General features: G+C 69.1%; 17 protein-coding genes. All 17 read right to left on the reverse strand.

Annotated elements, in window-relative coordinates; all coding sequences use genetic code 11:
• The coding region (locus tag C4S70_RS17575) for a baseplate multidomain protein megatron (RefSeq protein ID WP_104009398.1) at positions 1 to 1,892 on the reverse strand (1,892 nt) is incomplete at its 3' end.
• 3 nt (positions 1,893 to 1,895) lie between these two features.
• Complete coding sequence (locus C4S70_RS17580; RefSeq protein WP_104009399.1) at positions 1,896 to 2,309, reverse strand: NlpC/P60 family protein; 414 nt, start codon at positions 2,307 to 2,309, stop codon at positions 1,896 to 1,898.
• Between the two features lie 80 nt (positions 2,310 to 2,389).
• Positions 2,390 to 3,274: a DUF2163 domain-containing protein gene (locus C4S70_RS17585; RefSeq protein WP_104009400.1), complete on the reverse strand. Its 885-nt coding sequence runs from the start codon at positions 3,272 to 3,274 to the stop codon at positions 2,390 to 2,392.
• 126 nt (positions 3,275 to 3,400) lie between these two features.
• Positions 3,401 to 3,631: a hypothetical protein gene (locus C4S70_RS17590; RefSeq protein WP_104009401.1), complete on the reverse strand. Its 231-nt coding sequence runs from the start codon at positions 3,629 to 3,631 to the stop codon at positions 3,401 to 3,403.
• An 86-nt stretch (positions 3,632 to 3,717) separates the two neighbouring features.
• Positions 3,718 to 3,948 (reverse strand): hypothetical protein, encoded by a 231-nt coding sequence (locus tag C4S70_RS17600; RefSeq protein WP_104009403.1) that lies wholly within the window; start codon positions 3,946 to 3,948, stop codon positions 3,718 to 3,720.
• A 5-nt stretch (positions 3,949 to 3,953) separates the two neighbouring features.
• Positions 3,954 to 4,595, reverse strand: a complete 642-nt coding sequence (locus tag C4S70_RS17605) for a lysozyme (RefSeq protein WP_235003884.1) — start codon at positions 4,593 to 4,595, stop codon at positions 3,954 to 3,956.
• A gap of 10 nt (positions 4,596 to 4,605) precedes the next feature.
• Positions 4,606 to 4,737, reverse strand: a complete 132-nt coding sequence (locus tag C4S70_RS19345) for a hypothetical protein (RefSeq protein WP_268807796.1) — start codon at positions 4,735 to 4,737, stop codon at positions 4,606 to 4,608.
• Positions 4,730 to 5,077, reverse strand: coding sequence for a Clp protease/crotonase-like domain-containing protein (locus tag C4S70_RS17610; RefSeq protein WP_104009405.1), 348 nt, complete (start codon positions 5,075 to 5,077; stop codon positions 4,730 to 4,732). The genes C4S70_RS19345 and C4S70_RS17610 overlap by 8 nt, the downstream gene beginning before the upstream one ends.
• Positions 5,074 to 5,700, reverse strand: coding sequence for a DUF2460 domain-containing protein (locus C4S70_RS17615; protein WP_104009406.1), 627 nt, complete (start codon positions 5,698 to 5,700; stop codon positions 5,074 to 5,076). The genes C4S70_RS17610 and C4S70_RS17615 overlap by 4 nt, the downstream gene beginning before the upstream one ends.
• A gap of 3 nt (positions 5,701 to 5,703) precedes the next feature.
• On the reverse strand, positions 5,704 to 7,848 hold the full coding sequence (locus tag C4S70_RS17620; RefSeq protein WP_104009407.1) for a phage tail tape measure C-terminal domain-containing protein: 2,145 nt from the start codon (positions 7,846 to 7,848) through the stop codon (positions 5,704 to 5,706).
• Positions 7,829 to 7,999, reverse strand: coding sequence for a DUF7697 family protein (locus C4S70_RS17625; protein ID WP_235003885.1), 171 nt, complete (start codon positions 7,997 to 7,999; stop codon positions 7,829 to 7,831). Before C4S70_RS17625 ends, C4S70_RS17620 begins: the two co-directional genes overlap by 20 nt.
• Before the next feature lie 68 nt (positions 8,000 to 8,067).
• Complete coding sequence (locus C4S70_RS17630) at positions 8,068 to 8,505, reverse strand: hypothetical protein (protein ID WP_104009408.1); 438 nt, start codon at positions 8,503 to 8,505, stop codon at positions 8,068 to 8,070.
• 2 nt (positions 8,506 to 8,507) lie between these two features.
• Positions 8,508 to 9,446, reverse strand: a complete 939-nt coding sequence (locus C4S70_RS17635; protein WP_104009409.1) for a phage tail tube protein — start codon at positions 9,444 to 9,446, stop codon at positions 8,508 to 8,510.
• 21 nt (positions 9,447 to 9,467) lie between these two features.
• Positions 9,468 to 9,887 (reverse strand): acyl-CoA transferase, encoded by a 420-nt coding sequence (locus C4S70_RS17640; protein WP_104009410.1) that lies wholly within the window; start codon positions 9,885 to 9,887, stop codon positions 9,468 to 9,470.
• 30 nt (positions 9,888 to 9,917) lie between these two features.
• Positions 9,918 to 10,253, reverse strand: a complete 336-nt coding sequence (locus C4S70_RS17645; RefSeq protein ID WP_104009411.1) for a type II toxin-antitoxin system RelE/ParE family toxin — start codon at positions 10,251 to 10,253, stop codon at positions 9,918 to 9,920.
• Positions 10,250 to 10,507: a type II toxin-antitoxin system ParD family antitoxin gene (locus C4S70_RS17650; RefSeq protein WP_104009412.1), complete on the reverse strand. Its 258-nt coding sequence runs from the start codon at positions 10,505 to 10,507 to the stop codon at positions 10,250 to 10,252. Before C4S70_RS17650 ends, C4S70_RS17645 begins: the two co-directional genes overlap by 4 nt.
• Before the next feature lie 59 nt (positions 10,508 to 10,566).
• The coding region (locus C4S70_RS17655) for a DUF6441 family protein (RefSeq protein ID WP_104009414.1) at positions 10,567 to 11,115 on the reverse strand (549 nt) is incomplete at its 5' end.

Consider the following 11,115-nt stretch of genomic DNA (forward strand, 5'->3'; position numbering starts at 1 on the left):
GACCACCAGTTCCACAGATCCTTGTATCGAAACACCCATGGCTCGCCGTAAACGCCATCGGTGATTGGTGTGCGGACCTGCGCGGCGCGGTCGGTGTCGCTGGCATAGAACCAGTCGAAGCCCTCGCCGCCGGCGATGTTCTTTTGCAGATAAGCCCGGTCGTAAATCGCGGGCCAGCCCTCTTGCGCATCGGCGTGCTCGAAGCCATCGCGCCAGTCCGACAGCGGCATGTAGTTGTCGATGCCGACGAAATCGATCTCCGAATCGGCCCAGAGCGGGTCGAGGTGGAAGAACACGTCGCCCGAGCCATCGCCGGGCTGATGGCCGAAGTATTCCGACCAGTCGGCAGCGTAGCTGATCGCCGTTCCGGGCCCGAGGATAGAGCGCACATCGGTCGCGAGGCTTTGAAGCTGCGCCACCGCGGGATAGGTGGTGGCGCTGTCGCGAATGGTGGTAAGGCCGCGCAGCTCAGAGCCGATCAGGAAGGCATCGACCCCGCCCGCGGCCGCACAGAGATGGGCGTAGTGCAGCACCATGCGGCGCAGCCCCCAGTCGCCGGAAGGCCCTGTCCAGGAGACGGTCTCGCCCGAGACCGCGAAGTCGGACGGACTGGCGCCGCCGAAGAAGGCCGTAACTTGCGCGGCCGCAGCGGCAGTCTTGTCGACGCTGCCGGCATAGCCCGCCGCAGGCGAACAGGTGATCCGGCCACGCCAGGGGAACGCCGGCTGGCCCGTCTCGGCGGCGCTGTCGGAATACGGGTTCGGTAGCGTGTTGCCGAGCGGAACGTCCATCAGAATGAACGGATAGAAGGTGACGCGGAGCCCACGCGCCTTCATCTCCTTGATCGCCTGCACGACCGCGAAGTCGGCCGGCGTGCCGCCATAGACGGGGCGGTCCTGGTCGTCGCGGCTGACGAGATGGGCGGCCGCGCGAGAGACACCATTGACGGACCATGTCTGCGGGCTGGTGGTCTTCGCCGACACCTCCACGCCGGGCCGGATGGTGCAGTCGCCCGCGCGGAGATCGTTCCCGAACCAGGCGACGACGAGGCTGACGCTCTCGACCTTCGGCGCCATCGCCTGCAGACGATCGAGCGCCACCACCATGTCGGCGGTATCCGAGAGCGCGTTCAGGTTCTCTGAGGTCTGCGCGCCGCCGCTGCCCTTGCGGATGCCGGTCGTGGCATAGGTGAACTCGCCCGAGGCCGGGATCATGGTGACGGCCTGCGTCAGCCCCTCGGCGGTGTCCGGATCGGCAAGCGGGCGGAAGACCTCGAAGGAGAGTTGCGGCAAGCGGTTGCCAAAGTTACCGAGCGGGAGGTCTTCAAAGACGACATAGGCGGTGCCGCGATAGGCCGGGGTGTTGGCCGCGCCCATCTTCGCCGCGATGAACGGGTCCGCGGCCTGCGCTTCGTCGCCCGGACACCAGCGCCATGTGACGCCGGAGAGGTCCATCGGCTTGCCGTCGGCCCAGATGCGGCCGATCCCGGTGATCGGGCCCTCGCAGAGGGCCACGGCGAAGCTCGCGTAGTAGAGATACTCGGTGGTCTTGACCTTGCCGCCGCCCCCGCCGCCCTTGCCGCCGCCCTGCGTTGTGGTCTTGGTCTCCTCGCGGAAGTCGGTCGCCCAGATCACGTTGCCGCCCATGCGCATGCGGCCGTAGACGCGCGGGATGACGGCGCCCTCGGTCGAGGACGTGATCCGCAAGGAATCGAGCCGCGGCCCCTCGATGCGCTGGGTGGGCGCGAGCGACGAGACGATCCAGTTGTCGACAACCGACCCGATGGTCGAGCCGACGAAGCCGCCGATGGTCGCCGCGCTCACGCCGAGGATCGCGCCGCCGATCGAACCGCCGATGGCGGCGCCTGCTGCGCCGAGGACAAGCGTTGCCAAGGTTCAGACCTCGTCAGGAAACAGGAAGGCGAAGGCGATGCGCCGCCGCCAGGATCGAGTGAGCGGTTCCTCGATCACGCCGAGGCGCTCATAGGCGTGGAGGAAGCTGTCGGGTCCGGTCAGGATCCCGACATGCTTGGCGATGGCGCGGGGCATCATCCGGAACAGCACCAGTGCGCCGGGCCCGGCTTCGGCGGGCGCCACCTCGATCATCATGGCGCGCGCGCCCTCGGCCAGAACCTCTCGCGGGCCGGTCTCGCCCCAATCGCGGCTGTAGGCCGGGATCGGGAAGGGTTCAGGGCCGACGACCTCGCGCCAGATGCCCCGGGCTAGCCCAAGGCAGTCACAGCCGACGCCGCGCAGGCTTGCCTGGTCGTGATAGGGCGTGCCCAGCCAGGACCGCGCCGCCGCGATCACCCTGTCTGGGTCGGCGGTGGCTCTCGTGCATCGCGAAGCGACGCACTGCCGCCCGTCGTTTCCGCTGGAAACGACGTTGGTCACAGCACGCCCCCATCGTGGCCGCCGTCCTTCGTGGCATAGCGCAGGATCGTGTCCTGGCCGGGGATATGCGGGAAGCCACGGAAATTGCCGGTGTTGGCGAACTTTGCCCCGCAGGTCTCGATCCGCTTGTCGCAGCCGGCGCGGATGGCGAAAGCGTCGCCCTCGGCTATGGACCGCACCGGCGCCTCGAGCAGGGTCAGGATCGCGATGCCGTCCGTGACGTCATGGCCCAGCACCTCGGTGCGCCGCCCCGCATTCGCCCCGCTCGTCCATTCCAGCGTGCCGAAGGTGAACCAGCCGGCATCGAACCCAGCGAGCCCCGAGGCGGTGAAGGCCCGGTCGCGCAAAAGGTCGATTACCGCGCCGGTTCCCTTGAAGGTCAGGTCTTCCAGATCGACGCCGCAACGTGCATCGCCGAGCGCCGCATCGCAAGTCGCCTGGAATGTCCGCCCCACCGTCTGCCCGAGGACGTGGGCGAGCGAGCGGACCTCCGCGACGAAGGCCAGCCGCCCACGCCGGATCTGTCCGATGGCGCCGCGTCGCATCAGCACGCGCTGACCCGTGTCGGCCCAGTTCACGCGCCAGACCTCGACCTCGGCGTTGTCCCACCGGCCATCGAGAATATCGGTCTCGGTGATCCTGTCCGAGGTGAGCACGCCCTCGGCGTCCTGAGCATCGACGGACAGGTCCGAGCCCGAGCGCACCTCGGAGGCCGTGAGTCCGCTCTCCGGCTCGAAGTCGGTGCCGTCGAAGCTCAGCGTCCGGTCGTGGTCGGTGAAGCCGAAGGGGACGCCATCGGCGCGGGTGATGCGCCAGCACCAGGCGAGCGTGGTCGTCCCCTCTTCGAGATGGGCCTGCAGCGAGGGCGAAAGGGATTTCATCGGCAGGTTCCCGTCATGCGGTCATCGAGATCGGCAATCCAGTTCGCCCATGCGGGTGGCACTGCGGTGACGGTCTCTGCAGGTGGCCGTGCCAGCCGCCCCTCTGCGTAGGAGATGCAGCCCGCGTCACCAGGCACCGTCGTTGTTGCGCAACCGCTCAGCAGGATCGCCAGCGTCGCGGCCATCGAGAACCGCGTTGCGCCCGCGCTCGGTGCGTTCGACCGTGTCTTCCAATGCATCGCGTTCCGCCTCCCGTTTGCCCGCGCGCCTGCCTTCCACACGTCCCAAGATGCGGCCGAGGACAACGCCCCCGACCGCGCCCAGAGCCGCCACCAGCCAGATCAGGAATTCAGCCATCGTTCCGCTCCCCGCGCCCGGCGGCGACGCAGAGGGCGACAATGAAAACGCCGATACAGCCGCCCAGTATGAACCCCGCCAGAAACTCAAACATCGCCCCGGAACCCCCGTTCGATCCGGTCACGCAGGCCGATCAGGCCGAGGCCGAGGAAGATGAGCCCGGCGGGCGAGGCATCCCCGGAGCCTGCGAGCAGTGCAACGAGGCGGGAAAGCTCGCCAACTGGTCCAGTGGCGGGCAGCGCGACGGAGGCGATGCCAGTCAGCATGGCGAGCAGGCCCGCCCACCAGGTGAGCGAGTTAGGTCGGATGTAGCGCATGGGGATCAGCTCCTCCGGATCAGGGTGGAGAACAAGGCGATCAGCCGGGCGAGCCAGCCGGTCGACAGATTGGGTGTGGCGGGAATGGCGGGCTTGGCGGGACGCAACAGTTTCAGCGCCTCATTCTCGGTCAGGCGACGGATCGGCCGGGAGAAATCCACGCGGCCTGCCCGGTCCACGGACCAGACCGGGATCGTGCCACCGGGATAGCGGCCATGCCGAAACAGGTCGCGTTCGGCCTCCCGGCGCGGAATGATCGAGGCGGGCTTGCGCCAGTTCAGAAATGCATCGGTGGCGGCTACGCGATTGCCGGCGTTCAGGTGCCGGGTCAGCGCCGCGCGGGAAATTCCACCGGTATTGTAGCGAAAGCTGACCAGCGCATCGAATTCGTGGGCCTCAAGCGGCACGGTCACGGCGCGCAGCACGGCGGCTTCGTAGCGGGCCAGATCGGTGCGAAACACCCGGAACGCCTCTTGGATCCCGGCGTCCAGATCGTCCGGCATCCCGCGGGGCATCTCTGCCGGATCTGGCGGTCCGGCGGCGGCCGTGTGGCCGATGCCGAAGGTCCAGGTGCCGGTGGAATCGCGGTAGGGCCCGGGCACGACGCCTTCGTGCCGGGCAAGGGCCAGCAAGCCCCGGTCTGTCATGTGCATGGGGTTACCTCAGGAGCGAGAGGAGCAGGATCAGCGCGGCGACCGCGAGGCCGATGCGCAGACGGTGCGCGAAAGCGTCGCGTGGGTCGTCGGTCAGACGTCGCAGGCCGCGCAGGACACGGACGAGCTCAGTCATCGCCGCCCTCCCGCGCCTGGCGAAGGCGGGCGAGCACCAGTTCGATCACCGCCGGACCGAAGACACCGACGAGATAAGCGGCCGATCCCGCTGCCCCGCCCGCAGGGATCGCCTGCGGCGGCAGGCCGAGCCAGCTGGTGATGACGGCCATCGACAGGCTGCCCATGCCGGCGGCGATCAGCCCACCGAGCAGGATGTGACGCAGCGCATCGCGCAGGCGCATCTTCGTGGTCAGCGCGTTTGTAGCCCCGCCGAGCGCGCCCCAGGCGGCAAGGATCACGGCCGTCGAGGCCGCGAGGTCGCGCAAGACGCCCGCGACGAAGCCGGAATTGTCATTCATCGCCGGATCTCCAGGAGCGGGATGGAGGTGATGGAGCCGAGCCGCTCGAGGTCGAGCGTCACGTCGAGCGTGTCGGTGTCGAAGCGGACCGGCACGTCGAACTCGAACCCTGCGGTGATGGAGACGCCTGCCGCGGGCGCGCTGTCGAAACTGACGATGCCGGTGGTGGTGTCGACCGACCAGCCGCCTGCCTGTTCCACGCCGTCGACAGCCACCGTAACGCTTCCGACCACTGGCTTGGTGATGGTCCGGGTCCAGGTCTGGGCGCCCGAGGCGTAGGCCTTCACAAGCTGGAATGCCGTCGTTGCTCCATCGCCAGTGCCGATGACCTGATCGGTCGCCGATGGCGTCCGCGACGGTGCGCACGACTTCCAGTCTGCCCAGTCCTTGAAGCGGAAGCCGTAAAGCCTACCGTTGCGCGCCTCGAAGAAGGCGACGACGGCGGCGAGATCGTCGGCGCGACGGATGCCGTAGGCGACATCGTAGCGCCGTCGCGAGTTGGCCCAGCTGGCATTGCGCTCCTCGTCGCCCGAGGCCAGTTCGACGATTTGCGTGCGTCGTTCCGGCCCGCCGCGCGCGCCCCGGCTGATGTCGTCCGGAAAACGAACCTCGTGGAACGCCATAGCCTAGAGCCCTCTGCGGCCCAGCGACACCGCCCGGGCAATGTCCGCCGCGACTTGCATGCGCGACTGCCGGAAGCTTTCCGCATCGCGGGCGTTGATATTTATCGTGACGCCACCGCCCGCACCGTAGGCCTGCGCCTCCTGGCGCGAGAGCACGCGTTCGCCGCGCTGGAGGATCGCGGGCACCTCGTCATGCCGTAACCCCGCCCAGCCTCCCGAATGCATCCGGGGCGCGCCGGCAAAGGCCATGGCCGGGACCATGCGCGTGGGTCCACTGGATCCGACCATCCCGCCCGCATGCAGGACGTTGGCAAAGAGCCCACCCGCGCCGCCGAGGATGCCGCCAAGCGCGCCTGCGAGCGGGCCGAGGACAAACCGCCGGACGGCGAGCCGCGCCAGATCGGCGATGAGCGACGTCACCAGATCGCGGAAGTCGAGCTTGCCGGACTTCACGAACTCCGCCACCGCGTCCTCGGCGCTTCGGAATGCGCCGACGAGGGACTGGCCGATATCGGCGCCGATGTCGCGGGCCCTGGCGGCATAGTCCGCGAGCGTCGCGGTGACCGCCGCCCAGCCCGTTGCCGCCTGCTCCGCGCCATCGGCATTGGCCGCGCCCGCAGCCCGACCCGCCTGGCCGGCGGTGTCCAGCGCCTCCGTCACCCGGTCGGCCGCCGCCCTCGCCTCGTCGAGCGCATCCGCGCCGTCCTCGCCGCTTGACTGCATCGCGGCCCTCAGCGCGTCCACCGCCGCGCGCACGCCGTCGAAGGCATGGGCGCGGGTGTCCGCCGCGCGTGACCTCAGCGCATCGGCCTGGTGGCCGGCATTGCTGGCGGCGTGGTCGAGAAAGGAGGCGTAGCTCTGCGCGCCGAAGACGTCGATGCGTGCATCCGCCCCGATGCGCTCCGAGACCGCGTTGAAGGTCGGCCCGATCTGGGCGAGGAAGTCGGCCCACCTCGAGGAAAGGAAGGCCATGAGCCGCAGCCAGATCGCCTCGATGTCGGCGCGCATGGCCCGGAAATCGTCGACGAAGGAGGAGACGGTCACCTTGATCCCGTCCCAGACCGCCTTCGCGACATTGCCCATGAGTTCGAGCGCCGTGCCAAAGCCGCCGGCGCCGCGCACGAGCTTCGTGAACTGGTAGATCAACTCGCCCGCGCCGACGATCAGCGCACCGATGCCGGTGCGGATGAGCGCCCCGCGCAGGACGACCAGCGCGGTGGCGAGACCACGGACGGACAGGGCCGCGCCGGCCATGCCAGCCACCCAGCGGCTGGCGAGGAAACCCGCGAAGGTCGCGGCATAGGTGGTCAACCGGCCGATATTGTCGAACAGCCGCGCAATGGCCTGGCCCAGCGGCCCTGTGCGGCTGGCAACTGCGGCCATGGCATCGGCGACGGCTTCCAGCGCCGGTGCGGCGGCAACGGCAAGCTGGTTCGACAGCCCCCGCCAGATCAGCCCGAGGCGGGAGATGGCGTCGTTTGTCCGTTCGATCTGGTCGGCGTCCGTCTCCGAGACCACAACCCCGAAGGCGCGCACATCCTCCGTCGCCTGGCGCAGCGTCGCCGTGTCGATCCGGCTCATGGCGATCGAGCCTTCCTCGCCGAACAGCTGCCCCGCGACCGCCGCGCGCTCGGCGGCTGGCACGAAGTCTTCGATGGCGGCATTGATCGCGCCGACGCGCTCGTCGAGCGGCAGCGCCAGCAGGTCGGAGGCCGAGAGCCCCAGCCGCTCAAGAGCCTGCGCTGCCGGGCCGGTTCCCGCAGCCGCCTGGCTCAGCCGCCGTGTCAGGTCCTTCGTCGCCTGTTCGATGCCGGACATCGACACGCCGGCGAGTTCCCCCGCGCGTTCCAGCGTCTGGATCGAGGCGACGGTGGTGCCGAGCGATTGCGCAAGCTTCGCCTGTGCATCGACCGTCTGCAAACCGGACCGCACCATGGCGACGCCCGCCGCCGTTGCGGCGGCGACAGCGGCGGCAGCGGCCACCCGCACGCGCCGCGCAAAGCCCGCGAGACGCGCGTTGGCCGACTCCATCTCGCGGCTGAGGCGCCCGAAGCTGCGGGCGCCGGCCTCGCCCACGCCCTCCAGTTCGGCGCGCACCTGCCGCCCGCCGACCGCCGCGAGGCGGACGCTAACCCTCTTCTCGGCCATGCGCGTGTTCCATCTGTTCGTTGAGCTTGGCCACCATCACCGCTTCGATGACGGGCAGCAGTTCGGCTGTTGCGAGTGATGGGACGCCAAGGGCATCGCCAAGCGACAGCGCGGCCGCCATGTCCCAGCCGATCACGGCGCCGGGCAGCACGCGAAGCTGGCCGCCGAGACGCCCGACCAGGTCCCAGACCTGCCAGCCCTCAAGCGTAAGCGGCTGGTTCAGCCGCGCCGGGCAGTCGGGGCACGGCCCCTGGCAGGCCTCGCAGTATCGCTCGCCCCCGCCGAAGGACCACTCGGCAAGGGCGCGGAGGCGTTTTTTTCCTGCTCCAACAGCAGGCCTTTGGAGACGTAGGCGAGTTGGAAGGCCTCGAAGATCGGCCAGATGTCGAGCAGCGCATCGATGGCTTGCGCGCTCGGATCGATCGCATTGCCGTCGGCATCGCCCACGCCTTCCCACGCGAGCACGGCGCGCCGCGCTAGCGCCTTCGCGAACGCCAGCGCGCGCTCCTCGTCGGACGCCTCCTCGTGCACCGCCTCGACGGCCGGATCGCTGCGCGTCGCCACCATCAGGGCGGTGGTCAGCGGGCGAAGATGCACCCGGACACCGGGCGCCAGCTCGTGCCAGCGGGGTTCGTTGGTGAGATCGAGGTTCAGCATGGTCAGTAACTCGCAACTGCGTTCTTGAGGACGATTGTGCACATCTGTCCGGCAACGGCATCATGGGCCGCCTGCCAGTCGAAACTGGCCTGGATGCCCTGTGGCCCCTGGATTTCCACTCGGGGGCGCGGCAGGTAGACCGCGTGTGCGGTGATGGTCAGGCTCACATTGGCGGAGATGGTCCACGAGAACTCCAGCGATGCGGCCGTCCCGTTCAGCGCCTGGTCCATGAGCGCCGTGTCGGCAAACCGCACGTCGATCTTGCCGGTGAGCGCGGCAATCGAGGGATCGGCCCCGTCGATGCGCCCGTCGTTGCGGATGGTCTCGATCCGCTCGACATTGTTGGCATAGGTAAGATCGGCCGAGACGATGTTGCCCAAGCTCGTGCCGTTCCGCTTGATCGCGCCGTTGAAGTGGCCGAAGCGTTGCAGGGCGTAGGCCGTGGGCGTGCCCGCCGCCGTGGCGGTGGCGACGTTCTCACCCTGGGCCACCAGCTTGACGTCGGCGGTCAGCAGGCCGGAGCGCTGCATGGCAATGCTGAGCTGATCGAGCACGCAGCCGGTGTACATGGCGAAGCGCGGGATCTCCGGCATCGCGACTTCGATGGCCATGCTCGGGAGCGACCACGAGCCCGACTTGAAGGTGTGGGTCTTGTTCGTGGTGCCGGTGGTGGTCGGCGCCCCGAAGGCCGCCTTCAGCCAGAAGCCGAAGGCCTCGGCGTCGAGCGGCACGGTGATGTCGCCGTCCGCCGTCACCGCGTCCTTCAAGGGCGCCAGCGGGTCGCGGCCGTAGCCGAGAAGCTCGGAAGCCAGCAGCGGCTGTTCGGCCCCGAGAGAGGCGCTGGCAAAGGGCATCTGCATGAAGCCCGAGGCCGGCGCGGTGCCATAGGTGGTCTCGAACGCGGCCGCCAGCTGCGACCGCGCCCCCTGGGCGCGTGCCATGGTGTTCTCCTTGAGTTGGGATCAGGCCAGGGGATCGGCCGTTGTGTAATGCAGGACGACCGTGATCACCGCCGCCTTCAGGCTCGCCGCACCCTCTACGGCCAGATCGACCGGCCGGGGCGCTTCCGCCTCGACCCAGTCACACAGGCCGCCCAATGTCCGGTCGGCTGCCAGGGCTGCGCCGATGCTGGCGATCAGCGTATCGAAGGCCGCGTCACGGTCGGCGCCCTGGACCACCGCCTCGATCTCGGCGCGGTGCTGGTAGTGATAGACGAGCGGCGACAGCGTCACCTCCGGCTCCCCCGGCTCGCCATCGCGGAGGATCAGCAGGCCTTCGGTCGGCACCCGCTCGGGCAGCACCTCGCCGCGCAGGGCGGTGGCGGGAAGCGCCGAAAGCCGCGCATGCAGCGCGGCGAGGATGGTTTCGCGAGGGGTGGGCATCGAAACCTCGAAGCTACAAGATGGGTCCGGTCAGTCGTCCCGGCGCGCCAGTTCGGTCAGCCGCGCGGGCAGATCGCGCCGTCCATGCAGGAAATCGACGATGATCACCCTGTCGGACTCATCCACGAACACGATCAGATGCTCGCCGCAGCGGGTGAAGAGCAGATCCTCGGGCAGGCGCGGATCAATCACCTTGCGGCAGCGCTGCCACGGCGCCTCGTCCCGCGCGATTGCCGCGCAGCGCTCGATCAGGTCGGCCTCATAGGCCTCGGCCTGTCGCGGGCCGAAGGTCTCGATGGTCCAGAGCGCGATGTCGACGAGCGATGCTTCGGCTGCCCGTGTCAGCCGCCACGGCTTGCCGCTCACCGACCGGACCGCGCGGCGCGGAAGGCCCGCCGGATAGCGTCTTCACCCGAACCCTCGGCGAGATCGCCGCGCCGGGCCTGATCCAGACCTGTCTCGAGCCGCGCACGCAGGGCATCGAGTTGCGCCTCCTCGCTTTCCAGAAGCCGCAGCCCTGCGCGCAGGGCCTCGCTGGCATTCTGATATCGCCCAGTGGCGACCAGGCGATCGACCAGCGCGGACTGGCTTTCGGTCAGGACGACGTTTCTCGTGGCCATGGTGCTTTCTCCGTAATTGGCAATATATGCCAATCGAAGGGAACTGTCGACCATGGGCTTCAGAGGCGGGTTTCAAGCCAGTTCGCCAAGATCAACCCCGGCACACTATCAAGTGCCCGCTCGGCATCGCGGTCCAGATCCAGCCGCTTCGGCAGTTTGACCTGCGGCACCAGCAGGAAGATCGGCACGGTTGCGCGACCCCGGCCGGTCTTGGAGCGGGAGGCGACACCGAGGCCCTTGGTGTTCAGCCGCCCTTCGGCGACCAGCAGGCTGGGGCCACGCCGGCGATAGACGAAGCGCAGGCGCATGCCCCTCCGCCGTTCCCATTCGCCCGGTGTCAGCTTTGCCCCGCGCCGCCCCCTGCCGGCGGCGGGCAGCGGGATCGCCAGCCAGAAGCCGTCGCGGGAGCGGATCAGCGGGCCGGTGTCGTGGGCCCCGACGATGACCGGGGCCTTGGACCAGACCAGCGCGGCGGCGTTCAGGCTCTCGCCCACCTTCGGGTAGGCCTGGCTGCGGATCGAGTTAGCGAGCCGACGCCCGAGCCCCGCGCCCGTGATCTGGCCGCGCCAGGCAGTCTTGAGCCCGGAGCCCGCCTCGCGCATGGCGGC

Origin of the sequence: Jhaorihella thermophila (assembly GCF_900108275.1) — a bacterium.
Classification (GTDB): Bacteria; Pseudomonadota; Alphaproteobacteria; order Rhodobacterales; family Rhodobacteraceae; genus Jhaorihella; species Jhaorihella thermophila.